This window comes from Pseudoxanthomonas beigongshangi (genome assembly GCF_016820515.1).
GTDB classification, from domain to species: Bacteria; Pseudomonadota; Gammaproteobacteria; order Xanthomonadales; family Xanthomonadaceae; genus Pseudoxanthomonas_A; species Pseudoxanthomonas_A beigongshangi.
This window is the reverse complement of sequence record NZ_JADHDV010000010.1, coordinates 88,792-112,914: the sequence shown is the minus strand read 5'-3', so window position 1 is coordinate 112,914 and position 24,123 is coordinate 88,792. Positions and strand designations below refer to the sequence as shown.

The following is a 24,123-nucleotide window of genomic DNA, read 5'->3' as shown; positions in this document are numbered from 1 at the left end:
GGCTTACGCAGCTCCCTTCGGATCGACGCCGATCACGATCGTCGTGTCGTTCTCGTAGTAGTGCGGCGGCACCACCAGGTTGGTCGGGGCGGGAACGCCCTGGAACACGCGGCCGGCCATGTCGAAACGCGACTTGTGGCAGGGGCAGAAGTAGCCGCCCTTCCAGTCCGGGTCGTACGGCTCGGGACGGATTTCCGCGACCATTTCCGGCGAGCAGCCCAGGTGGGTGCACAGGCCGACCAGCACGGAGATTTCCGGCTTCAGGGAGCGGGTCTCGCCCTTGATGTAGGACGGCTGCTGGTCCGTGTTCTTGGACTCCGGATCCCGCAGGCGGCTGTCCAGGGTCGGCAGCGCGTCCAGGATCGCCTTGGAGCGCTTGACGATCCAGATCGGCTGGCCGCGCCATTCCAGGATCAGGCGTTGCCCTTCCTGCAGGCCGGTGAGGTCGGCGGTCACCGGGGCGCCGGCCAGCTTGGCCCTCGCACTCGGGTTCCACGACTTGATAAACGGTACTGCTGCGAAACCGGCTCCGACCGCACCAACCACAGCCGTGGTCGCAGTCAGAAACCGGCGTCGGCCTGTATTCACAGGCCCATTGACCCCATCGTTGGCCATTCCGGCACTCCGCAAAACAATCAGGTAGCTAAAAGGCTGCCAGCACCCGCGCCCGAAGCTCGGGGCGGGCCGCAAAGACAGCAAAGTGTAGCGGAAGCCTTAACCGACCGACAACGTTTTGCCGTGGATCAAGGGTTTGCGACGGTCCGACCCCGCCGCGCGGCGGGATTCCGCGTCAACGCGCGGCGGCGATGTTGCCGCGATAGCGATCCGCCAGGACCGCCACCCGCTCGACGTAGCGCTGGGTTTCCCGGTATGGCGGCACCCCGCCGTGGCGGTCCACCGCGCCCTCGCCGGCGTTGTAGCCGGCCGCGGCCAGGCGCAGGTCGCCGTTGAAGCGCTTGAGCAACCAGGACAGGTACTGCACGCCGCCGCGGATGTTCTGGCCGGCGTTGAAGGCGTCGCTGACCCCGAACCGGCGCGCGGTGGCCGGCATCAACTGCATCAGGCCCTGGGCTCCGGCGTGGGAAAGGGCCATCGGGTTGTACGAGGATTCGGCGTGCATGATCGCGCGGATCACCGCCTCGTCGACCCCGAATTCGCGGGACGCCGCGGCGATCTCGGCCTGGTAGGCCGCGGTGTTCAGGCGCAGGGTCCCGAAGTTGAGTCCCGGGTTGCCGCAGGCGAAGCAGGTTTCGATGAAGCTGTACTTGATGGTGCGCAGGCTGGCGACCGCACCGGCACCGCCGCGCGGACGGGCACTGGTGTAATGGCGCACGCCATCCTTGATGTAGGAGTAGACCTGTCCGCTGACCACCCGGCGGGTTCCGCCCGCGGGATTGGCGGCCGGCAGCGGTGCCGGGGTGATCGCCGTCGGTGTCGCCGATGCCGCGGTCGTGACCGGAGCGGCCGCGCTGGTCGTGCCGCCCATCGCGGTTCCGGGCCGGGTCGGCGGGGCCGCCGGCGCGGACAGGGTGGAAGCATCGGCCGGGCGGGACACGGACGAAACCCGGCGGCCGCCACGCTCGGGCGTGTACTGGCTGATCACCTCGCAGCGGGCACCGCTGACGCGCTTGCTGACATAGGCGGGAACGCCATCGGCGCCGGTGCACTTGTACAGCGTGCCGGCACTCGCGGCCGGCACCGCGCAGGCAAGCGCGGCCAGCATCCCCAATGGCAGTAGCGTCCCCCTCATGCGGGGCAGTGTCCCGGATCCGGGAGTGATTGCCAAGTCCTTGTCCAAGAAAGGAATCCTCGAATCTGTGCAGTGGGTCCGGGATCCGGATATCCACTCCGCATCCCGCCCGCGCGTCCGCCCCGACGGGCGTGTTCCTCACCTTCAACGCCGAATCGGCGCGGAACCGGACCACCCCGCGTAAACTATGCGGTTTCCGCCCGCCCACCCGACTGGAATAAGCGCCATGACCGGGACGCAAGCCCCCGATACCGCCCTGATGGGCGAGCCGCCCGTCACCTCCCCCGCCCGTCCGGCCGTCGCGCCGGCCCGCGGCAAGCTGTTCATCAAGACCCACGGTTGCCAGATGAACGAGTACGACTCGGCGAAGATGGCTGACGTGCTGGCCGCCGCCGAAGGCCTGGAACTGACCGACAACCCCGAAGAAGCCGACGTGGTGCTGGTCAACACCTGTTCCATCCGCGAGAAGGCGCAGGAAAAGGTGTTCAGCCAGCTCGGCCGCTGGAAGTCGCTGAAGAAGGACGGCAAGCCGGTCCTGATCGGCGTCGGCGGCTGCGTGGCCTCGCAGGAGGGCGAAGCCATCGTCAAGCGCGCGCCCTACGTGGATCTGGTGTTTGGTCCGCAGACCCTGCATCGCCTGCCCGAGCTGATCCGCGAGCGCCGCCAGTCAGGCCGGCCGCAGGTGGACATCAGCTTTCCGGAAATCGAGAAGTTCGATCGCCTGCCCGAGCCGCGCGCCGAAGGCCCGAGCGCGTTCGTCTCGATCATGGAAGGCTGCTCCAAGTATTGCTCGTTCTGCGTGGTGCCCTACACCCGCGGCGAGGAAGTCAGCCGGCCGTTCGAGGACGTGCTGGTGGAAGTGGCGCAACTGGCCGCCCAGGGCGTGCGCGAGATCAACCTGCTGGGCCAGAACGTCAACGCCTACCGAGGTCCCTATGGCGACGGCGAAGTGGCCGACCTGGGCCTGCTGATCCGCGCCATCGCCGAGATCGAGGGCGTCGGCCGGATCCGCTTCACCACCTCGCACCCGCTGGAGTTCAGCGATTCACTGGTGGAGGCCTACCGCGACGTTCCGCAACTGGCGAACTACCTGCACCTGCCGGTGCAGGCCGGCAGCGATCGCATCCTGGCGGCGATGAAGCGCGGCTACACCACGCTGGAGTTCAAGCAGAAGATCCGCAAGTTGCGCGCGGTGCGGCCGGACATCTCGATCTCCTCTGACTTCATCGTCGGCTTTCCCGGCGAGACCGATGCGGATTTCGAGAAGACCATGAAGTTGATCGAGGACGTCGGCTTCGACCAGTCGTTCTCCTTCATCTACTCGCGCCGGCCCGGCACCCCTGCCGCGGATCTGGAAGACGACACCGCCGAGTCGACCAAGCACGCCCGCCTGGAGCAGTTGCAGGCGCATATCAACGCCTACGCCGCCGGCATCTCGCAACGGATGGTCGGCAGCGTGCAGTCGGTGCTGGTGGAAGGCCCGTCGCGCAAGAATCCGAACGAACTGACCGGCAAGACCGAGAACATGCGCTCGGTGAACTTCCCCGGCCACGCGCGGATGATCGGCCAGTTCGTCGACGTGGTGATCACCGAGGCGCTGACCAATTCGCTGCGCGGGCGGGTGGCCACGGTGGACGAGAACGCGGCTTGAAAACCTCTCTTGTGGGAGCGACGTAAGTCGCGAATTCGGACTCCGCGAGCGAAGAGCATCGCGACTTACGTCGCTCCCACAGGAGTTGTTCCGAAAAGAAGGGTGTTCAATCCAACCGCTTGCGGAAACGCAGGATGGCGGCGGACATCATGACCGTGGTGAAGGCCAGCAGGGCCAGCACATCGGGCCACAGCTCCCACAGGCTGGCGCCGCGCAGCATGATGCCGCGGATCAGGCGCAGGAAATGGGTCAGCGGCAATGCTTCCGCCAGCCACTGCACCGGCCGCGGCATGCCCGAGAACGGGAACATGAAGCCCGACAGCAGGATCGACGGCAGGAACACGAAGAAGGTCATCTGCATCGCCTGGAACTGCGACTGCGCGCGGGTCGAAATCAGCAGGCCCAGGGTCAGGTTGGCCGCGATCAGCAGGATCGCCGCCACGTAGACATGCCAGACGCTGCCGTTTAGCGGCACGTCGAACAGCCACATGCCCAGTGCCAGCACCACCGTGGTCTGGATCAGGCCGATGGCGATGTAGGGCAGCACCTTTCCGATCATCAGCTCGGCGCTGCTTACCGGCGTGGCGATCAGCAGTTCCATGTTGCCGCGTTCGCGTTCGCGCACGATGGCCACTCCGGTGAACAGCACCATGGTCATGGTCAGGATCACGCCGATCAGGCCCGGCACGATATTCACCGCGGAGCGTCGTTCCGGGTTGTAGAACGCCACCACGCTGATCGGGCGCTCGACCGGAACCACCGCGCGGACGGCGGTATCGGCGGGCATCTGGGCCAGTTGGGCGGCCGCGCTCTGCACCGCGTTGTCGCTGCCGTCGACCAGGATCTGCACCTGTTCGCGGCCCTCGGCGCGACGGCGCTCGAAATCCGACGGCACCACGATGCCCAGGCTGATCTCGCCGCGCCGGATGGCTTCCATCAATTCCTGCGGCGTGCGTGCGGCCAGGGTCGGCTTGATCACCGTGGTCGCGACGATATCCATGACCATCGCACGCGAGGCCGTGGTGTTCGCCTGGTCGGCCACGCCCGCCTTCAGGTCGCGCAGGTTGGTGTTGATGGCGTAGCCGAACAGCAGCAACTGCATGACCGGGATGGCGACGATCATCGCCAGGGTGATGCGATCGCGGCGCATCTGCCGCACTTCCTTCAGCATCACCGCCGACAGCCTGCGCCAGATCATGCCGCACGCTCCTGCCCGTCCTGATCGGGGCGGCCGCGGGTGGCGGCGACGAACACGTCTTCCAGGTTGGCCTGCGAAGGCGTGACCTCCGCCTGCATGCCCGCATGGCGCAGTCCCGCGGCGACCCGCCCGGCGGCATCACCATTGCCCGCCATCAGCACGCGCAGGGTATTGCCGATCTGGGCCACGCTGATCACGCCGGGCAGGCCCAGCAGGACCTTCTGCGCCTGGCGCGGCTGTTCCGCGTCCACCGCCAGCGTGCGTCCGGCCAGTTCGCCGGTCAGATCCGCCGGGGTGCCATCGGCCACCAGCACGCCGCGATCGAGGATGGCGATGCGGTGGCAGCGCTCGGCCTCGTCCATGTAGTGGGTGGACACGAGGATCGTGGTGCCGGCATCGGCCAGTTCGAACAGCTTCTCCCAGAAATCGCGGCGCGATTCCGGATCCACCGCGCTGGTGGGCTCGTCCAGGAACAGCAGTTCCGGCTGGTGGATCACCGCGCCGGCCAGCGCCAGGCGCTGCTTCTGGCCGCCACTCATGGTGCCGGCCAGTTGCTTCTGCCGATCCTGGAAGTGGTACTGCTCGACCAACTCGTCGATGCGCTTGCGTGCCTCGGCTTTCGACAGGTTCTGCACGGCCGCGAGGAATTCCAGGTTCTCGCGCACGCTCAGGTCCTCGAACAGCGAGAACTTCTGGGTCATGTAGCCGATGCGGGTGCGCAGCTGCTCGGCCTGTTCGGGAATCCGCAGGCCCAGCACCTCGATGTCGCCCGCGCTGGGCGTCAGCAGGCCGCACAGCATGCGGATGGTGGTCGATTTGCCGGAACCGTTGGGCCCGAGGAATCCATACACGTGGCGTCGCGGCACGCTCAGGTCCACCGCGTTCACCGCGACCAGTGGGCCGAAACGCTTGGTCAGCCCGCGCGCCTGGATCGCCAGGCCGTCGGCGTCACTTGCCGTGGCCATCGCCGAACTCCACCCGCACCGGGAAACCCGCCGGCAGTTCCGCCGCGTCCTTGCCCAGGCTGACTTCCGCCAGGTAACTCAGACGCGCGGCGTCCTTGCCGGTCAGCGCGTAGTACGGGGTGAACACCGGCTCGCTGCGAATCATCCTGACCTTGCCGGCATACACCTGTTCGCGGCCGTCCACGTGCACGCGCACCGCGTCGCCGACCTTGACCCGCGCGCGCAGCGGTTCCGGCACGTAGATGCGCGCATACGGCGCCTCGCCGACCAGCATCACCGCCAGTGGCGCGCCAATCGGCGCCTGATCGCCCAGGCGATACGGCAAGCTGTCCACGCGCCCGGCGCGCGGCGCCACCACGTTGAGCTTGTCCAGGGTGACGGCCTGCACCGCCGCCTGCGCCTCGGCGGCGGCAAGCGCCGCTTCGCCCTGCGCGACCTGCTCGCGGCGGGTGCCGCGCTCCAGTTCCAGCAATGCCGCCTGCGCCGAACGCACCTGCGCGGCGGCGTTGTCGGCGGCGGCGCGGGCGCGATCCACTTCGGAAGCCGCTACCAGTTGCTGCCTGCCCAGCGGTTGCAGCCGATTGAAGTAGGCGCGGGTGTCACTGGCCTGCGCCTGCGCGGCGGCCAGCGCGGCGCGCGCCTGCGCGATGGCTTCCACCCTTGGTCCCGCCTGCAGCTCCGACAGCACGTCGCGACTCTGCCTGGCCTGCGCGCGCGCCGCTTCCAGTTGCGACTGCGTGCGGGTCAGTTCGAGCTGCAGCAGGGGCGCGCCGGCCGCGACCTGCTGGCCTTCGCGCACGTCGATGCGCACGATTCTCTCGGCCACCGGCGCGGGCAGGGTCACCCGGTCCCATTCCAGCGTTCCCAGCGCCTGCGGCGTGGCCGGCTTGCAGGCCGCCAGCGCCAGCAGCGCGCAGGCGGCGATCAGGTTGCGCTCACTTCGCATCATCAAGCTCCAGTCCACGATCCAGCAGCACCAGCGTGTGCCGGCGCAGGTCATCGAAATCGACATCGCCGGCACCGAACAGCGCGCGCCAGATCGGCGCGCTGGCCAGCGGGAAGAAGGTCAGCCCGACCAGCGAGACCATCAGCAGGCGGGGATCGAGATCGGCGTTCAACCGCCCCTGCCGCTGCGCTTCGGCGAAGCGCCCGGACATCATCCGCGGCAGCATCGGACCCACCTGTTCGATCAGCAGGTCGCGCAGCGCGCCGCCCTCGCACAGCACTTCGCGCACCCACAGGGTGGGCAGCCAGGGATGGCGCGCGACCAGCCCGCCAACGCCTTGCACGAACGCGGCGATCAGGGCGGCCACGTCGTCACCCGCCTGGCTGACCGGCTCGCGCAGTTGCGCCACCACCGGCAACAGCCGCTCGGCCACCACCGCCTGCTGCAACTGCGGCTTGTCGCCGAAGTAGTAATGCACCAGCGCCGGGGTCACCCCGGCCTCGCCGGCGATGTCGCGCAGCGAGGTCGCCGCGATGCCCTGGCGGACGAAGCAGGCCAGCGCGGCGTCGAGCAGGCGTTCGCGTTGATCGGCCTGATCGGCGCCGGGCCGGCCGGGGGCGCGCTTGCGGCGTCCGGCGGCGCCGCGCGCGCTTTCGGCGGCGGACGTGCGGGAACGGGAGGGAGTGGATGATTTCGGCATGCGCGCATTATTTAATTCATCATTTAATTAATGCAAGACCGAGCCGACGGACGGTCGCCGTCCGGCCTTCCATGTGGCGCGGACGGGGTCAGCGGTTTAACCTCCCGCTCCAGACACCTCGGTCGAGAACGCCGCCGTGATCCCGCACTTCCGCTGATCTGCCGCTTGCAAATCCGCCGTGCCCGCTCCACATCGAAGCGGCCGTTCCCCATTTCCAATTCCGCCCTGCCCGTCCGGCACCGCCGGCCGTCTTCGGCCCGTCCGCCGCGGCAAGGCCATTTCCTCCGCTTCCCATGACTGCACCCAGCAAACGCGAATTCACCCTGGAACCCGAAATCGCCGAACGCCTGGCCAACCTGACCGGCCCGTTCGACGCCCACCTGCGCCAGATCGAGCTGCGCCTTGGCGTGGAGATTGCCAACCGCGGCGCGATCTTCCGGGTCACCGGCCCGGAAAAGGCGGTCGCCGCCGCCGAGAAACTGCTGCGCTCGCTCTACGAGGAAACCGCCAGCGAAACCTTCGACAGCGAGGCCATCCATCTGCGCCTCAACGACGCCAACGTCGACCACGTCGCCGCCGGCGGCTTCGAACCGCAGGAAGTGGCGATCAAGGTCAAGCGCGGCACCGTGCGCGGGCGTGGCGCCAACCAGGCCAACTACCTGCACGCCATCGCCACCCACGACATCAATTTCGGCATCGGCCCGGCCGGCACCGGCAAGACCTTCCTGGCCGTGGCCAGCGCGGTCGAGGCGCTGAACGAATCGCGGGTGCAGCGGCTGATCCTGGTGCGCCCGGCGGTGGAGGCCGGCGAGAAGCTGGGCTTCCTGCCCGGTGATCTCACCCAGAAGGTCGATCCCTATCTGCGCCCGCTGTACGACGCCCTGTACGAGATGCTGGGCGTGGAGAAGGTGGTCAAGCTGCTCGAGAAGAACGTGATCGAGATCGCACCGCTGGCCTACATGCGCGGACGGACGCTTAACAATGCGTTTGTCATCCTCGACGAGGCGCAGAACACCAGCATCGAGCAGATGAAAATGTTCCTGACCCGCATCGGCTACGGCAGCACCGCGGTGGTCACCGGCGACCTGACCCAGATCGACCTGCCGCGCCACCAGAAGTCCGGGCTGAAGGACGCGCTGGACGTGCTGCGCAACGTGGACGGCATCTCCTTCACCTTCTTCAGCAGCCGCGACGTGGTCCGGCATCCGCTGGTCGCGCGCATCGTCCAGGCTTACGATGCGCGCGAGGGCAAGGATTCGGAGACAGGTCCGGCATGACGCAGGGTCCGACACGGCTGGAGGTTTCGGTCAGCTACGCGCTGCCGCGCGCGGGCCTGCCCGCGGCGGTCAGCTTCCGCAAGTGGGTGGCGGCGGCGCTGCACGGGCGCATCCGCGAGGCCGATCTGGCCATCCGCATCGTCGACAGCAAGGAAGGCCGCGCGCTCAACCGGCACTACCGTGGCCGCGACTACGCCACCAACGTGCTGAGTTTCCCGGCCGACGTCGCCGAGGGCGTCAAGCTGCCCAAGGGCGTGAAGATGCCCTTGCTGGGCGACCTGGTGATCTGTGCGCCAGTGGTGGCGCGCGAGGCGCGCGAGCAGAAGAAACCCCTCGCCGCCCACTACGCCCATCTCACCGTGCATGGCACCCTGCACCTGCTGGGCTGGGATCACGAGGACGACAAGGAAGCCGAGTGCATGGAGCAGTTGGAACGCGAGATCCTGGCCGAACTGGGCATCGACGATCCCTACGCCGAGCAGTAGTCCCGGCCGCGCGCAGCCGCTACGCTTTGCGCTTTCCCGATGTTCCGGATCCGTCACATGCGTCCTGCCCGTTCCGCTCTCGTCCTCCTGCTGCTGGCCGCGGCCGGCGGCGCGCCTGCGCAGGCATCGGAACAGGCGGCGGAGCCGGATCCCGCCAAGGTCGACCTTGCCCGGCTGATCGCCTGCCAGGGCCAGCCGGAGGAATTCATGGCGCTGGCGGTCGCGCAGCAGGATCCGCTGAAGGCGGTCGCGCTGGGCTGGCGGCCGCTGCCCCAGGCCAACATGTTCCTCAGCGAATACGAACTGGCCGCGCCGCTGACGGTGTTCGGCCATCCCACCCGTCGCATCGCCTTCGCCGGTTCCAGCGTGATGGCGGTGCTCGACCTGCCGGACCCGCGCCCGCTGGCCCGGCAACTGGAACTGGAAACGGCGGTCGATACACCCGACAAGGCCATGTTCGGCAAGGAACTGGTCAGCGAGGAGGTCCGCGATCCGGCCACCGGCGCGGCCCTGGTCCGCTCGGCGGTACTCAACGTCTCCAACGTCACCTCCCACCCCGGCAAGACCCTGGTCGGCTGCACCTACAGCATTGATCCGCTTGAGGAAGAGCCGGCCGAGGCGCCCGCCGCCGGCTGAGCGTCCGCCGCGCCTGCTAGACTCTGCCCCGTCGCCCGCACCGCGGGCGCCCCTTTCCGAGAGATGTCAGAAGACGACAGTACCCCCGCGCCGGAGCACCACGAAAAACGGCGCAGCTGGCTGGAACGCCTGAGTTCGGCGTTTTCCGGCGAACCCACCTCCCGCGAAGACCTGGTCGCGATCCTGCGCGATGCGCAGAGCGACGGCCTGATCGGCGGCGACACCCTGCGGATGATGGAAGGCGCGCTGACGGTCGCCGAGCTGACCGTGGGCGACGTGATGGTGCCGCGCGCACAGATGATCTCGCTGCCGGTGGACGGCTGCTTCCTGGACCTGATGAAGCTGGTGGTCGAATCCGGCCATTCGCGCTTCCCGGTGCACGGCGACAACAAGGACGAGATCCTCGGCATCCTGCTGGCCAAGGATCTGCTGCGCGGCGTGGTCGCCGACAACGGCCCGGGCAGCATCCGCGAACTGCTGCGCCCGGCGGTGCTGATCCCCGAGTCCAAGAAGCTCAACCTGCTGCTCAAGGAATTCCGGCTGTCGCGCAACCACATGGCGATCGTGGTGGACGAGTACGGCGGCGTCGCCGGCGTGGTCACCATCGAGGACGTGCTGGAGCAGATCGTCGGCGAGATCGACGACGAGCACGACGAAGCCGAGGACGGCGCCTCGCTGATCGCGGTGCAGGCCGACGGGCAGTACGTGGTGGATGCGCTGACGCCCATCGCCGATTTCAACGAACGCTTTGGCGCGGATTTCCTGGATGACGAATACGACACCATCGGCGGCCTGGTCACCGCCGCCATCGGTCACCTGCCGGAAACCGGCGAGGAACTCACCCTGGGCCGTTTCGCCTTCCGTGTCGCCAAGGCCGACGCGCGCCGCGTGCATGCGTTCCACGTCGGCATCCTGGCCGACGCCTGACATGCTGCGCCGCCTGATCCTCGTCGCCGCGCTCTGGCTGCTGGCGGCGTCGGCCTTCGCCGCGCCGCGCATCGGGGTGGCGACGATGCAGCCGGGCGAGGTGTTCTTCGAACGCTTCGGCCACAACGCCATCGTGGTGGTGGATCCGGCCACCGGCGCGGCCACCTCCTACAACTTCGGTTATTTCGATCCGGGTGAATCCGACTTCGTCGGCAACTTCGCGCGCGGGGTGATGCAGTACTACCTGGTCGACCTGCCGCTCGGCGAGGACCTGGCCCAGTACCGCGACAGCGGCCGCGGGGTGCGCCTGCAATGGCTGGACCTGCCGCCGGAACAGGCGCAGGCGCTGGCCGCGGCGCTGGCCGTACGGGCCAGGCCGGAAAACGCGCGCTACCGCTACGACTACTTCACCGCCAACTGCTCCACCCAGGTGCGCGACGCGCTGGACGCGGCGATGGGCGGCGCGCTGAAGCCGCAGCTGGCCGGCCGCTCGCGCGGCAATACCTACCGCAGCGAAAGCGTGCGGCTGGCCTCGCCGGCGACCTGGATGTGGCTGGGCTTCGACCTCGGCCTGGGGCCTTCGGCGGACCAGCCGATGTCGCGCTGGGAGGAAGCCTTCATTCCGGTGCGCCTGGCCGACAGCCTGCGCGAGGCGAAGAACGCCGCCGGCCGTCCGCTGGTACAGGCCGAGGAAGCCCTGCTGCCGCACCGGATCGCACCGGAACCGGCCGAAGCTCCGCGGCGCTGGTGGCCATGGCTGATCGCCGGCCTGGCCCTCGCGGCCTTGCTGGTGCTGGCAGGTCGCCGCCATCCGCGCGCGGTGGCCGCGGCCGCACTGCCGTTCTGGCTGCTGTGCACGATCGCCGGTGGCCTGCTGGTGTACCTGTGGGGTTTCAGCGAGCACTGGGCCGCCTGGCGCAACCACAACCTGCTGCTGCTCAATCCGCTGTGCCTGTTGCTGCTGCCCGGCGCAATCGCCGTGCTGCGCCGCCGCAATCCGGGCCGGCTGTTCCGTTCCACCCTGCTGATGGTCGCGTTGTGCGCGCTGTTCGCGTGGTTCGTGCAGTGGCTGCCTTTCGCCTTCGGCTACCAGTTCAACCAGCCGTGGATTGCATTGCTGCTGCCCGTCCACCTCGCGCTCGCATACGTATTCAGACGGTCGCCTCACGCCGGCTGACGCAGGATGCGGCCTTTCCCGCCGCATCCGCAGGGTCCGCATGCTGATTCGACTGTTCGCCCTGACCGTCCTGTCGCTTCCGCTCACCGCGCTGGCCGCGCCGCCGGTACGCGTCAGCTCGCCCGATGGCCGCATCGTGGTGGAACTGGATTCCGATCCCGATGGCCGCCCGACCTATGCGGTGCAACGCGACGGCAAGCCGCTGCTGGCGCCATCGCGGCTGGGCTTCCTGCTGGTCGACACGCCGAAGCTGGATCGCGCCATCGCGGTGACCGCGCCGCGCACGCGCAGCTTCGACGAGACCTGGGAACAGCCCTGGGGTGAGCGCCGCCGTATCCGCAACCATTACAACGAACTGCGGGTGACCCTGGCCGAGAACGCCAAACCGCGCCGGCACCTGGATCTGGTGTTCCGCGTGTACGACGATGGCCTCGGCTTCCGTTACGAGTTCCCGCGCCAGGAGGGACTGCCGACGGTGAGGATCCTCGAGGAGCTCACCGAGTTCACCCTCGCCGGCGATGCCACCGCGTGGTGGATTCCGGCCGGCGAATGGAACCGCGAGGAGTACCTGTACCACCGCACGCCGGTGGAAGCCGTCGGCGACGCGCAGACACCCATCACCTTCCGGCTGGCCGACGGCACCCATCTGTCGATCCATGAAGCCGCGCTGGTCGACTATTCCGGCATGAACCTCACCCGCGTCGAAGGCCGGCGATTGAAGGCATCGCTGACACCCGGCATCGACGGCGCCAAGGTCACGCGCGAGGCACCGTTCAACACGCCCTGGCGCACCGTGCAGATCGCCGATGACGCGGGCGGACTGGTGACCTCCAGCCTGATCCTCAACCTCAACGAACCGAACGTGCTGGGCGACGTGTCGTGGGTCAAGCCGATGAAGTACGTCGGCGTTTGGTGGGAAATGCACCTGGACACCAAAACCTGGGCGTCGGGCCCGCGCCACGGCGCCACCAACGAGAACGTGATGAAGCACATCGACTTCGCCGCGAAGAACGGCTTCGGCGGGGTGCTGGTCGAAGGCTGGAATGTCGGTTGGGATGGCGACTGGTTCGGCAATGGCGAGGACTTCAGCTTCACCCGCTCGTATCCCGATTTCGATCTGGAGAAGCTGAGCGCGTACGCGAAGTCCAAGGGCGTGGTCCTGATCGGCCACCACGAGACCTCCGCCAACGCCGCCCACTACGAATCGCAGATGGGCGCGGCGTTCGATCTGTACCAGCGGGTCGGCGTGCCGGCGGTCAAGACCGGCTACGTGTCCGACGCCGGCCAGGCCAAGGTGACCGGTGCCGATGGCAAGGTCCACTACGCCTGGCACGAAGGCCAGGACCTGGCCCGCCATCACCTGAAGGTGGTGACCGAGGCGGCCAGGCGCCACATCGCGATCAACGCCCACGAGCCGATCAAGGACACCGGCCTGCGCCGCACCTATCCCAACTGGATCTCGCGCGAGGGCGCACGCGGCATGGAGTACAACGCCTGGGGCAACCCCGGCAATCCGCCCGAGCATGAAGCCATGCTGGTGTTCACCCGCCTGCTGGCCGGGCCGATGGATTTCACCCCCGGCGTCTTCGGCATGAAGACCCGCGCGCCGGACGGCGTGGCGACCACCTGGGCCAAGCAACTCGCCCTCTACGTGGTCATCTACAGCCCGATCCAGATGGCCGCGGATCTGCTGGAAAACTACGAGGCCAATCCGGGCCCGTTCCAGTTCATCAAGGACGTGCCGGTCGATTGGGAAGAGACCCGCGTGCTCAATGGCGAAGTCGGCGACTACGTGACCCTTGTGCGCAAGGAACGCGGGGGCGACAACTGGTACCTGGGCGCCATCACCGACGAGGAGCCGCGCACGCTGAAGGCGCCGTTGTCGTTCCTGGATCCCGGCCGCCGCTATACCGCGCAGATTTACCGCGATGGTCCAATGGCCGACTGGAAGGACCGGCGCGAGGACATTGTCATCGAGGAGCGCGAAGTCGGCTCGACCGACACACTGGAACTGAAACTGGCACCCGGCGGCGGCCAAGCGATCCGCTTCGTGGCCCGGTAAAGCCAGCCTCCTGTAGGAGCGACGTAAGTCGCGACCGTCATCCCACCGTACAGGGGTTCCCGGCCGCGCTGGCAACGTTTGGCGGTGGGGACCGCGGGTCGCGACTCACGTCGCTCCTACACGGCATGCCGGCGACCGCTTGCCGCTCAAGGTCAACTGGCGCACGATCCGGCACATGAACCAATCGCCTTCGCTGAACCCCGTCCAGAACGCCCTGCCCTCCTGCGTCATCAACTGCGTGGTCTATGACCAGCACGGCAAGCGCCGGGACATCGGCCTGGATGAAATCAGCGATGTGCTGGCGGTGGACGACGGCACGTTCATCTGGGTAGGCCTGTACGAGCCGGCCGATTCGGTGCTGGAGAAGCTGCAGGAGGAATTCTGCCTGCACGACCTGGCGGTCGAGGATGCGCAGAACGCGCACCAGCGGCCCAAGCTGGAAGCCTATGGCAACTCCCTGTTCATCGTCATGCAGACCGCGCAGGTGGTGGACGACCGGATCCGCTACGGCGAAACCCACGCCTTCCTCGGGCCACGCTACCTGGTCACCGTGCGCCATGGCGCCTCGCTGTCGTATGCGCCGGTGCGCGAGCGCGTGCAGCGCGAACCGGACCTGCTGGGACTGGGACCGTCGTACGGTCTGTATGCGGTGCTCGACTTCATCGTCGACAACTACCGCCCGATCGTCGACGAGTTCCGCCAGACACTGGACACGCTGGAAAAGGACATCTTCGCCGACACCTATCGTCGGGTGACCGTGGTCAAGCTGTACGAACTCAAGCGCGAGCTGACCAAGATGCGGCTGGCGGTGGCGCCGCTGCAGGACGTGCTGGCGCAACTGTCGCGCACGCAGAGCGCGCTGATCCCGGAAGAGGTACGGCTGTATTTCCGCGATGTCCACGACCACGTGCTGCGGGTCAACGAATCCACCGACACCCTGCGCGAGATGCTGACCACCGCGTTGAGCGTCAACCTGTCGCTGGTAACCCTGGCCCAGGGCGAGACGGTCAAGCGCCTGGGCGCCTGGGCGGCGCTGCTGGCCGCGCCCACCCTGATCACCAGTTGGTACGGCATGAACTTCGAGCACATGCCCGAACTGGCGGGCCGGTTCTCCTATCCGCTGCTGATGATCGGCGTGGCGGCGGTCTGCATCGGCCTGTATCGCCTGTTCAAGCGCGTGCGCTGGTTGTGACGATCCGGTGACCGCCGGCCGGTTTCGACCAAAGTCGAAGGCGGGAATCCGGCTTACGGATTGACCCTCCCCCGGCATCGGAGGACTCTAGCGGCAGTCTCCGTGGAGGGTGGATTCATGAAAGGTCTGTCGAAACTCGGCTGGGCGGCGCTGGCCGTACTCGGCGCATTCGCGCTGGGCACGGTCGCGCTGCGCCGGGGCGAGCACATCAACGCGATCTGGATCGTCACCGCGGCGGTCTCGATCTATCTGATCGCGTACCGCTTCTACGCGCAGTTCATCGCCAGCCGGGTCATGCAACTGGATCCCACCCGGGCCACGCCGGCGGTGCTGCGCAACGACGGCCTGGATTACGTGCCCACCAACAAGCACGTGCTGTTCGGCCACCATTTCGCCGCCATCGCCGGTGCCGGCCCGCTGGTCGGCCCGGTGCTGGCCGCGCAGATGGGCTACCTGCCCGGCCTGTTGTGGCTGGTGGTCGGCGTGGTGCTGGCCGGCGCGGTGCAGGACTTCATGGTGCTGTTCATTTCCAGCCGCCGCGACGCGCGCTCGCTGGGTGACCTGGTGCGCGAGGAAATGGGGCCGATTCCCGGCACCATCGCGTTGTTCGGCGCCTTCCTGATCATGATCATCATCCTGGCGGTGCTGGCGATGGTGGTGGTCAATGCACTGGCCGAAAGTCCGTGGGGCATGTTCACCGTCGCCGCGACCATGCCGATCGCGATCCTGATGGGCATCTACATGCGCTACATCCGGCCCGGCCGGATCGGCGAGATTTCGGTGGTTGGCCTGCTCCTGCTGCTGGGCGCGATCTGGCTGGGCGGCAAGGTCGCCGCGGATCCCATCTGGGGGCCGGCGTTCACCTTCTCCAAGGAATCCATCACCTGGATGATGGTCGCCTACGGCTTCATCGCCTCGGTGCTGCCGGTGTGGCTGCTGCTGGCACCGCGCGACTATCTGTCCACCTTCCTCAAGATCGGCACCATCGTCGCGCTGGCGATCGGCATCCTGATCGTGATGCCGGATCTGAAGATGCCGGCGGTGACCGAGTACGCCCGCACCGGCATGGGCCCGGTCTGGACCGGCGGCCTGTTCCCGTTCCTGTTCATCACCATCGCCTGCGGCGCGGTGTCCGGCTTCCATGCGCTGATTTCCTCCGGCACCACGCCCAAGCTGCTGGCCAGCGAGCGCCACATGCCCTACATCGGCTACGGCGGCATGCTGATGGAGTCCTTCGTCGCGGTGATGGCGCTGGTCGCGGCCTCGATCATCGAGCCGGGCGTGTACTTCGCGATGAATGCGCCGCCGGCCGCGGTCGGCAAGGACGTGATCGCGGTGGCCGCCAAGGTCAGCGAATGGGGCTTCGCGATCAGCCCGGACGTGCTCACGGCCACGGCCAGGGACATCGGCGAAAGCACCATCCTCAACCGTGCCGGTGGCGCGCCGACACTGGCGGTGGGCATTGCCCAGATCCTGCACAGCGTGCTTCCCGGCGAAGACACGATGGCGTTCTGGTACCACTTCGCGATCCTGTTCGAGGCGTTGTTCATCCTGACCGCGGTCGACGCCGGCACCCGCGCGGGGCGCTTCATGCTGCAGGATCTGCTCGGCAACTTCGTCCCGGCGATGCGCCGCACCGAGTCCTGGACCGCGAACATCATCGCCACCGGCGGCTGCGTGGCGTTGTGGGGCTACCTGCTGTACACCGGCGTCACCGATCCGTTCGGCGGCATCAAGACCCTGTGGCCGCTGTTCGGCATCTCCAACCAGATGCTGGCGGGCATCGCGCTGATGCTGGGCACGGTGGTGCTGTTCAAGATGAAGCGCGATCGCTACGCCTGGGTCACCGCGGTTCCCGCGGTGTGGCTGCTGCTGTGCACGACCACCGCCGGCCTGCTGAAGATCTTCGACAGCAATCCGGCGCAGGGCTTCCTGGCGCAGGCGCACAAGTACCAGGCCGCCATCGCGACCAACACCGTCACCGCGCCGGCGCAGAACATGGGCGAGATGCACAAGATCGTGGTCAACGCCTACGTCAACACCGGCCTGACCGCACTGTTCCTGTTCGTGGTCGCGGCGATCCTGATCTACTCGATCAAGACCATCCTCGCCGCGCGCCGCAGCACGGTCCGCACCGATCGCGAGACGCCCTACGTGCAGGTCGATCCGCAGCAACTGGCGAACCTGTGATGGGTACCGCGCTCGTTCCCGTCAGCCACTACCAGATGCACCGCCGGGTGTGGCGCCGGCTGGTGCAGACGGCGCGGCTGTGCTGTGGCGTGCCGGACTACGACAACTATGTCCGGCACATGCTGGAGAAGCACCCGGATCGCGAGATCATGGATTACCGGACCTTCTTCCGTGAGCGCCAGGAGGCGCGCTACGGCGGCAGGAGCGGCTTCCGCTGCTGCTGAGGCCTTTTCCGTTCCAGGCCGGGGCGGGACCATCAGGTCCCGCCCTTTCTGTTTCCATCGACCGCTCATCGGCTGAACCGACATGCGCTGGCCGTATCGCCGACGGCCCGGCGTTTCCCCAGACACCAACGGAACTGCGCGCCGCGTAGCCGCCGTTTCACTCGACGCCAAAGGGGTTCGCCATGAATGCACCGTCCCGCCGCAAACCGGCGCGCACGCTCACATCCTTCCGCAGGTTCCTGTCCACCGTCACCGCCACCGCCGCGCTCGGCCTGGTGCTGTCAATGCCCGCCCACGCCACCGGTACCATCGGCACGCCGACGCCGGTCGACGTCGGCCTGAGCTGCAAGGACTTCGATACCGCCGGCATCCTCAGCGAACTGGTCATCAATCCGCTGCCGGACGGCGTGCAGGCGCACACCGACGGTGTCCTGACCGTGGATACCATCCATTTCGAATCCACCAGCGGCTGGCTGCTGTACTGGGAGCAGCTGAGCACCGGGCAATCCATCCACAGCGTGTCGATCAGCGACGACAACGGTGGCGTTCTCTACAGCTACGATCCGCCGGTCACCAGCGACGCCGGACTGCACCTGCCCGCCGCGCCGGGATTCACCATCCTCACCAACAATCCGTATCCGCACATCAGCCGCGCCAGCTTCTGCTACTCCACGCCGGATCAGACCGGCTTCGAGGGTTGCACGCTGGGCTACTGGAAGGTCAAGAAGCACCACGATTCCTGGCCGGCACCGTTCACCATCAACACGTCACTGCAGAGCTACTTCGGCAGCAGTGCGCCCGACGTGACCTTCCTGACCGCGCTCAATTTCCAGGGCGGCCCGGGCGTGGATGGCGGCGAGCGCATCCTGCTGAAGCAGGCGGTGGCATCGTTGTTGAACGCGGCATCGTCGGGCGTGGACTTCCCGCTGACCACCGCCCAGGTGATCCAGCAGGTCACCTTCGCGCTGGACAGTGGCGATCGCGACGTGATGATCTCGCTGTCCGCCACCCTGGATGCCTACAACAACCAGGGTTGCCCGCTGAACTGAAACGCGATACCCCTGAAAAAAACACGGCGGCCTGATGGCCGCCGTGTTTTTTCATGGGTCCAGTATCCGCATGGCCGGCGGCCTCCGGCTATCCCTGCCCCGCCATCGCGCGCAGGATGATGCCGACCAGATAGGCCGCGCCGGTACCGGTGGCGTAGCCCAGCGTGCCGAGCAGCACGCCCACGGGCGCCAGCGCCGGATGGAACGCGGTGGCCAGCACCGGTGCCGAAGCCGGACCGCCGATATTGCTCTGCGAGGCGATCGCGAAATAGAAGAACGGCGTGCGCAGCAGCTTGCCAACGCCCCACAGCAGCACGATATGCACTGCGATCCACATCACGCCGAGCAGGAACAGCCACGGACGTTCCAGCAGCGCCAGCAGATCCATCTGCATGCCGATGCAGGCGATCAGGAAATACAGGAACAGCGAGCCCCACTTGGACGCGCCCACGCCTTCCAGCGTGCGCATGCGGGTGAAGCTCAGCAGCAGACCGGCGAAGGTCGCCAGCAGCACCACCCACACGAACGGTTTGTCCAGGCTCACCATCGGTGACCATGCGACGTTGGCAGCGAACCAGTCCGCCAGCGGCGCGGCGACCGCATGTGCCAGGCCCACGGTGCCGAAGGCAACGCCGCCCAGCACCATCAGATCCGTGAGCGTGGGAATGCGTGCATGCTGGGCCTGGTAGCTGGCGATGCGCTCGCGCAGCTCGTCAATGGCCGAAGTGTCTGCTCCGCTATGGCGATCCAGCGCGGGCGCGCGCGCGGCGAAGAAGATCAGCACTGCCATCCACACGTAGCCGACGCCGACATCGACCACGGCGAACTGGCCGAACGTGGTCGCGTTGACCTCGAAGATCTCCTTCATCGCCAGCATGTTCGCACCGCCGCCAATCCAGCTGCCGGCCAGCGCCGCCATGCCGGCCCAAGTGTCGCCGGCGACGGTTTCGGGATGGAACCAGCCCATCAGCTTGAAGGCCACCACCGCGCCCAGCATGATGCTCAGCACCGCGGCGACGTACATCACCAGCATCTTCCAGCCCAGGCCGAGGATGCCCTTCAGGTCGATGCTCAGGGTCAACAGCACCAGCGCGGCCGGCAGGAACACGTCGCGCGCCACCGGGTTGTAGAGCTTGGTGTTCTCGCCATCGATCAGGCCGATGGTGTTGTAGACGCCGGGAATGAAGTAGCACAGCAGCAGCGCCGGCACGAAACCGTAGAACTTGCGCAGGAAGCGGTTCTCGCTGCTCGAGGTCCAGAAGATCGCGCCGAGGGTGGCCGCGATCAGGCCGAACACGATGATGTCGTTGGTGATGAGTGCGCCGCCGGTGCCTGCTGCCGCCATCCGGTATGTCTCCCCTGGTGATGAAAGCGTGCCCCCGGCCCAGCCGTTTCCCTGGCACGAAAAAAGGGCACGCCGCAATCGCGGCGTGCCCTGCGTGCGTCACTGGCCGATGTGCTGCTTCAGCCAGGCGTTGACGGTGTCGTGCCACTGCACGCTGTTCTGCGGCTTCAGCACCCAGTGGTTCTCGTCCGGGAAGTACAGGAACTGCGACTTGATGCCCTGGCGCTGCAGCGCGGTGAACGCCGCCAGGCCCTGCTCGACCGGAATGCGGTAATCGAGCTGGCCGTGCACGACCAGCATCGGCACCTTCCAGTCCTTGACGTGGTTGACCGGATTGAACTTCTCGTAGTTGGCCGGCACCGCGTACGGCGTGCCGCCCTGCTCCCACTCGGTGAACCACAGCTCCTCGGTGGAGTAGCCCATCATGCGCTGGTCGAACACGCCGTCGTGGTTGACCAGGCACTTCCACGGCTGGTTCCAGTTGCCGGCTATCCAATTGACCATGAAGCCGCCGTAGCTGGCGCCCAGCGCGCAGGCCTTGTTGCCGTCGAGGAAGGAATACTTCTGCTGCGCCGCGGCCCAGCCCTTCTGCAGATCTTCCAGCGGGCGATCGCCCCAGTGCTGGCTGATGGCGTCGGTGAAGGCCTGGCCGTAACCGGTGGAGCCGTGGAAGTCGATCATCACCACCGCGTAGCCCTGGCCGGCGTAGGTCTGCGGGTTCCAGCGATAACTCCAGCCGTTGCCGAAACTGCCCTGCGGACCGCCGTGGATCAGGAACGCCACCGGGTACTTCTTGCCTTCCTGGTAGTTGTGCGGCTTGACCACGTAGCCGTGCACGGTTTCGTCGTTCCAGCCCTTGAAGCTGAACTGCTCGAAGTCGCCGAACGACACGTCCTTCAGCATGTCCTGCGCGCTGGGCGTGATCGCGCGTTCCGGCGCACCGGCCAGCGACGTGGTGAACAGCTGGTCGCCGCTCTTGAGCGAATTGCGGGTGAAGGCCAGGGTGTCGCCGGCGATCTCGAACGCGGAGATGCTGCCGTTGCCGATCACCTTCTCCGCCTTGCCGCTGGCGATGTCGACGACGAACAGCGGATGCTCGCCCATGTCCTGCGCGGTGGTGTAGATGCGCTTGCCGTCGGCCGAGAGGGTGATGCCGTCGGCGGAACGATCCCAGTCCGCGGCGATTTCGCGCGCCGCGCCGCCGGCGGCATCCATCGCCATCAGCGCGAAGCGATCGGCCTCGAAGCCGGGGCGCTTCATCGCGCGGTAGTAGAGCGTCTTGCCATCGGCGCTGAATGCCGGGCCGGTATCCCAGGCCGGGTTGGCGGCGGTCAGGTTGGCCGGCGTGCCCTGGCCGTCGGCGGACAGGCGATACAGATCGAAGTTGGTCGACCACGGCTCGCCCTTGGACTGCACGCGCAGGCTGGCGACCAGCGACTTGCCATCTGGCGCCCAGGTGTATTCATCGGCGCCGCCGAACGGTTTGGAAGGCACGTCGCCATCCAGGCTGTCGGTCAGCGAGGTCGCGCTGGCGACCGGCTGGGCGCCGGCGGCCGGCAAGGCGGCCACGAACAGGCGGCTGCGACGGCCATCGGCCCAGGTGTCCCAATGGCGCACGAACATGTTGTCGAACAGCACGCCGGTGTTCTTTTTCGCGGAAGTGGCTTCAAGCTTCTTCTGGGTGCAGGCGAAGTCGGCCTTGCAGTCGGCGAAGGTGTCGGCGCTGAAGGCGATGCGGCTGCCGTCCGGGGAGATCTTGTAGCTGCCCACGTCCAGCGCGAACCCGGTCAGCTGGCGCGGCTCGCCGCCGCTGGTCGGGATGGCGTACAGCTGCTGGCTGCCGGACTTGCCGCTGAGGAAGTAGACCGTCTGGCCATCGGCCGAGAAGGATGGGGAATTGACGTTCCAGCCTTCCGGGGTCAGCCGCTTCGGCGGCGCCAGGTCGCGGGTGAGCAGGTTGCGCACGTACAGCGCGCTGCCGGCCTTGGTCAGTTCCTTGTCGATCTGGCGCTTGGCGAACACCACCGCGCGGCCATCCGGCGACAGCGTCGGCGAGGAGACGCGATCCAGCGCGGCCAGATCGCGGATGTCCAGGCCCCGCTGGGCGGCAAGCGCCGGCAGGGTCGCCAGCAGGCAGAGGGGCAGTACGGCGAGACGCAATTTCATCCGGGGCTCCGGGCAAACAGGAAAACCCCGATGTTAGGCCGATACGGCGGCCCGGCGCAAAGGCATGAGGTCATGCCCCTGCGCCGCTATGGCGCGGCCAGGCGCCGGTTTCAGGCCTTTTCGCCGCGCTGGCCGGTCCGGTACAGCAGCCAGCCGACCACCGCCAGCACGGCCAGGCCGATCCACTGGCTGAAGTGCCAGGCTTCCGGCAGCGCCAGCACGTCGGCGCGGGCCGAGGCGACGATCGGAATCGCGATGGCGATGCCCATCAGCGCTTCGCCGGTGATCAGGCCGGCCGAGAACAGCACGCCCGGGCGATGCACGCGATCGCGCCCTTCCTCGTCGTCGGCGCGGACCTTGTGGAAACGTTCCACCAGGTGAGCCAGCAGGCCACCGAGGAAGATCGGCACCATCAATTCCAGCGGCAGGTAGATGCCGATCGCCGCGGCCAGCACCGGCACGCGGAAGCGGGCCTTGCGCGACTTCAGCCATTCGTCGAACGCAATCACCAGCGCACCGACCACCGCACCGATGCCGATCATCGCCCACGGCAGTTCACCGCCGAACAGGCCGCGCGCCACCGACGCCATCAGGTTGGCCTGCGGCGCGGCCAGCGAATTGGGATGCTCCGGGGTCGGCGCGCCGATGCCGTAGGCCTGCGCCAGCAGGTTCAGCACCGGCGCCATGATCAGCGCGCAGGAGAACGCGCCGATGCCCAGCATCAACTGCTGCTTCCACGGAGTCGCGCCGACCAGGTAGCCGGCCTTGAGATCCTGCAGGTTGTCGCCGCCCACTGCCGCGGCGCAGCACACCACCGCGCCAATCATGATCGCCGCGACCGCGCCCAGCGGGGCGCCGCCGGCTCCGACCGGCGACATGCCGCTCTTGCCCAGCAACAGCACCAGTACCGCCGAGGCGAACAGGATGGTGGAAATCGTGATGCCCGAAACCGGGTTGTTGGAGGAACCGATCAAGCCGGCCAGGTACGCCGAAACACTCACGAACAGGAAGCCGGCCGCGATCATGATCAGGGTCATCGGCACGCTGACGTGCCACTGGCCGACGATGGCCTGGTACAGGCCCAGCAGCGGCAGGGTGAACACCACCAGCGCCACCAGCATCCACTTCATCGGCAGATCGCGCTCGGTCTCCAGCAGCGCCTGGCCACCGGCACCGCTGCTACGCGCCGCGGCAAAGCCGCTCTTGATGCCCTTGAGCAGCGACTTGCGCAGCGAGAACAGCGTCCACACGCCGCCGACCAGCATCGCGCCCACGCCCAGGTAGCGGACCTTGGCGCCCCAGATGGCGAACGCCGCGTCGGCCGAGGCGGCGTTGGCGATCGAGGCCGCCAGATCCGGATCCGAACCGATGAAGAACGCCTGGTACAGCGGGATGGCGATATGCCAGGACAGCACCGCGCCGGACAGCACCACGATACCGACGTTCAAGCCGACGATGTAGCCCACGCCCAGCAGCGCCGGTGACAGGTTGGTGCCGAGGAAGGCGGTGACCTTGGAGCTGCCGACGTAGGCCGACTGGGTCCAGGTATCCGGAATCATCCGCAGGCCGCTGGCCGCGGCCAGCTTGACCACCGCGCCGATCACGCCGGACAGGGCCAGGATCTTCAGGCCCGGGCCGGGGTTGTCACCGGCCTTGAGCACTTCCGCAGCGGCCTTGCCTTCCGGGAACGGCAGCGGGTCCTCGACGATCATCGAACGGCGCAGCGGCACCGAGAACAGCACGCCCAGCAATCCGCCCAGCCCGGCGATGCCCAGCACCCACCAGTACTTGAAGTCCGGCCAGTAGCCCATGATGACCAGCGCCGGGATGGTGAAGATGACGCCGGCGGCGATCGACGAGCCGGCCGAGGCGCCGGTCTGGACGATGTTGTTCTCCAGGATGGAGCCGCCTCCCAGCACCCGCAGCACGCCCATGGACACCACCGCGGCCGGGATGGCGGTGGCGATGGTCAGGCCGGCGAACAGGCCCAGGTAGGCGTTGGCGGCGGACAGGACGACCGCCAGCACGACGGCCAGCAGCACGGCACGAAAGGTAAGTTGAGGCGTCGCAGCCTGGTTCATGACGCGGTTCCGGGGATACAGAAGCCCGACAAACTATCGGCTACGACCCGGCAAGTCCAGCCGGAAAGGTCCGCGTGGCTATACTCGGCCGGTTCCGCATCG

Annotated in this window: 20 protein-coding genes; 11 read left to right on the top strand and 9 right to left on the bottom strand. The window is 67.5% G+C overall.

Going from position 1 to position 24,123, the window contains the following annotated elements:
* Positions 1-3: 3 nt before the first annotated feature.
* Together petA and IQ458_RS09645 are read right to left on the bottom strand one after the other, a co-directional pair.
* Positions 4-615, bottom strand: a complete 612-nt coding sequence (gene petA, locus IQ458_RS09650; RefSeq protein WP_203322652.1) for a ubiquinol-cytochrome c reductase iron-sulfur subunit — start codon at positions 613-615, stop codon at positions 4-6.
* A 175-nt stretch (positions 616-790) separates the two neighbouring features.
* Positions 791-1,750, bottom strand: a complete 960-nt coding sequence (locus tag IQ458_RS09645; protein ID WP_183643520.1) for a lytic transglycosylase domain-containing protein — start codon at positions 1,748-1,750, stop codon at positions 791-793.
* Between the two features lie 259 nt (positions 1,751-2,009).
* Between IQ458_RS09645 and miaB the strand changes: the two genes are divergently transcribed.
* Positions 2,010-3,401, top strand: coding sequence for a tRNA (N6-isopentenyl adenosine(37)-C2)-methylthiotransferase MiaB (gene miaB, locus IQ458_RS09640; RefSeq protein ID WP_235996740.1), 1,392 nt, complete (start codon positions 2,010-2,012; stop codon positions 3,399-3,401).
* A 106-nt stretch (positions 3,402-3,507) separates the two neighbouring features.
* Here miaB and IQ458_RS09635 read toward each other — a convergent pair whose 3' ends face one another.
* The 4 genes from IQ458_RS09635 to IQ458_RS09620 are packed head-to-tail and all read right to left on the bottom strand — an operon-like array spanning position 3,508 to position 7,210.
* Positions 3,508-4,599 (bottom strand): ABC transporter permease, encoded by a 1,092-nt coding sequence (locus IQ458_RS09635; protein ID WP_203322650.1) that lies wholly within the window; start codon positions 4,597-4,599, stop codon positions 3,508-3,510.
* A complete protein-coding gene (locus tag IQ458_RS09630; RefSeq protein ID WP_203322670.1) occupies positions 4,596-5,531 on the bottom strand; it encodes an ABC transporter ATP-binding protein in 936 nt (311 codons plus the stop codon). Before IQ458_RS09630 ends, IQ458_RS09635 begins: the two co-directional genes overlap by 4 nt.
* Positions 5,532-5,547: 16 nt before the next feature.
* Positions 5,548-6,510, bottom strand: a complete 963-nt coding sequence (locus IQ458_RS09625) for an HlyD family secretion protein (RefSeq protein ID WP_183644789.1) — start codon at positions 6,508-6,510, stop codon at positions 5,548-5,550.
* Positions 6,500-7,210: a TetR/AcrR family transcriptional regulator gene (locus tag IQ458_RS09620; RefSeq protein WP_203322649.1), complete on the bottom strand. Its 711-nt coding sequence runs from the start codon at positions 7,208-7,210 to the stop codon at positions 6,500-6,502. The genes IQ458_RS09625 and IQ458_RS09620 overlap by 11 nt, the downstream gene beginning before the upstream one ends.
* A gap of 293 nt (positions 7,211-7,503) precedes the next feature.
* Here IQ458_RS09620 and IQ458_RS09615 point away from each other — a divergent pair, with 293 nt between their 5' ends.
* The 10 genes from IQ458_RS09615 (at position 7,504) to IQ458_RS09570 (ending at position 18,429) form a co-directional block, all read left to right on the top strand.
* Entirely contained in the window at positions 7,504-8,487 is a 984-nt protein-coding gene (locus IQ458_RS09615; RefSeq protein WP_203322648.1) for a PhoH family protein, read from the top strand.
* Positions 8,484-8,972, top strand: coding sequence for an rRNA maturation RNase YbeY (ybeY, locus tag IQ458_RS09610; protein ID WP_183643534.1), 489 nt, complete (start codon positions 8,484-8,486; stop codon positions 8,970-8,972). Before IQ458_RS09615 ends, ybeY begins: the two co-directional genes overlap by 4 nt.
* A 57-nt stretch (positions 8,973-9,029) precedes the next feature.
* Complete coding sequence (locus IQ458_RS09605) at positions 9,030-9,608, top strand: hypothetical protein (RefSeq protein ID WP_183643537.1); 579 nt, start codon at positions 9,030-9,032, stop codon at positions 9,606-9,608.
* Between the two features lie 63 nt (positions 9,609-9,671).
* Positions 9,672-10,535, top strand: a complete 864-nt coding sequence (locus tag IQ458_RS09600) for a CorC family transporter (RefSeq protein ID WP_203322647.1) — start codon at positions 9,672-9,674, stop codon at positions 10,533-10,535.
* Position 10,536: 1 nt separating this feature from the next.
* A complete protein-coding gene (locus IQ458_RS09595) occupies positions 10,537-11,712 on the top strand; it encodes a lipoprotein N-acyltransferase Lnb domain-containing protein (RefSeq protein WP_235996723.1) in 1,176 nt (391 codons plus the stop codon).
* Between the two features lie 40 nt (positions 11,713-11,752).
* Positions 11,753-13,774, top strand: a complete 2,022-nt coding sequence (locus IQ458_RS09590; protein WP_203322645.1) for a glycoside hydrolase family 97 protein — start codon at positions 11,753-11,755, stop codon at positions 13,772-13,774.
* 175 nt (positions 13,775-13,949) lie between these two features.
* Positions 13,950-14,966 carry a magnesium and cobalt transport protein CorA gene (locus IQ458_RS09585; RefSeq protein ID WP_183643549.1) on the top strand — a complete coding sequence of 339 codons (1,017 nt, stop codon included), beginning with the start codon at positions 13,950-13,952 and terminating at the stop codon, positions 14,964-14,966.
* A gap of 117 nt (positions 14,967-15,083) precedes the next feature.
* Positions 15,084-17,156: a carbon starvation CstA family protein gene (locus IQ458_RS09580; protein ID WP_203322644.1), complete on the top strand. Its 2,073-nt coding sequence runs from the start codon at positions 15,084-15,086 to the stop codon at positions 17,154-17,156.
* Positions 17,156-17,380: a YbdD/YjiX family protein gene (locus IQ458_RS09575; RefSeq protein WP_141453696.1), complete on the top strand. Its 225-nt coding sequence runs from the start codon at positions 17,156-17,158 to the stop codon at positions 17,378-17,380. Before IQ458_RS09580 ends, IQ458_RS09575 begins: the two co-directional genes overlap by 1 nt.
* Before the next feature lie 182 nt (positions 17,381-17,562).
* Complete coding sequence (locus IQ458_RS09570) at positions 17,563-18,429, top strand: hypothetical protein (protein ID WP_203322643.1); 867 nt, start codon at positions 17,563-17,565, stop codon at positions 18,427-18,429.
* An 88-nt stretch (positions 18,430-18,517) separates the two neighbouring features.
* Here IQ458_RS09570 and IQ458_RS09565 read toward each other — a convergent pair whose 3' ends face one another.
* From IQ458_RS09565 to IQ458_RS09555, 3 genes are all read right to left on the bottom strand, one after another.
* Complete coding sequence (locus IQ458_RS09565) at positions 18,518-19,774, bottom strand: DUF819 family protein (protein ID WP_203322642.1); 1,257 nt, start codon at positions 19,772-19,774, stop codon at positions 18,518-18,520.
* A 99-nt stretch (positions 19,775-19,873) separates the two neighbouring features.
* The gene (locus tag IQ458_RS09560) at positions 19,874-21,940 is read right to left on the bottom strand and encodes a S9 family peptidase (protein ID WP_203322641.1); all 2,067 of its coding nucleotides are present in this window, start codon (positions 21,938-21,940) and stop codon (positions 19,874-19,876) included.
* Between the two features lie 110 nt (positions 21,941-22,050).
* Positions 22,051-24,021 (bottom strand): OPT family oligopeptide transporter, encoded by a 1,971-nt coding sequence (locus IQ458_RS09555; protein WP_183643565.1) that lies wholly within the window; start codon positions 24,019-24,021, stop codon positions 22,051-22,053.
* Positions 24,022-24,123 lie beyond the last annotated feature (102 nt).